A 265-nucleotide genomic window follows, 5' to 3' on the forward strand; every position below is an offset into this window, starting at 1 on the left:
CTGACCCTGAATCTCTTTATTTCTCTGGCTTTTGGCTTTATTCAGCAAACCCTACTTATCCTATCTTGTAAAACATTGCCGAAAACGGAAGTTGAAGACTCTTATCAAGAAAGGCCAAAACCCTTATTCTTCCTCTCACTCGCTCTCATAACATTGCCTAAAATGAACCAAACTAGGCAATGTTTGAATATTTGAAAGACATAAATACATGGGTGGCCGCCGAGATACGTGCAAAATGGGACACGTTGTAAAGTTTTGTTAAGAA

At 38.9% G+C, this 265-nt stretch carries 1 protein-coding gene; it reads left to right on the top strand.

The features are described 5' to 3' along the window. On the top strand, positions 1-195 hold a 195-nt coding region (locus ACM0OP_RS24450; protein WP_414530990.1), incomplete at its 5' end, for a hypothetical protein. Positions 196-265: the final 70 nt, after the last annotated feature.

It is taken from the genome of Nodularia chucula CCY0103, assembly GCF_963923915.1.
Classification (GTDB): domain Bacteria; phylum Cyanobacteriota; class Cyanobacteriia; order Cyanobacteriales; family Nostocaceae; genus Nodularia; species Nodularia chucula.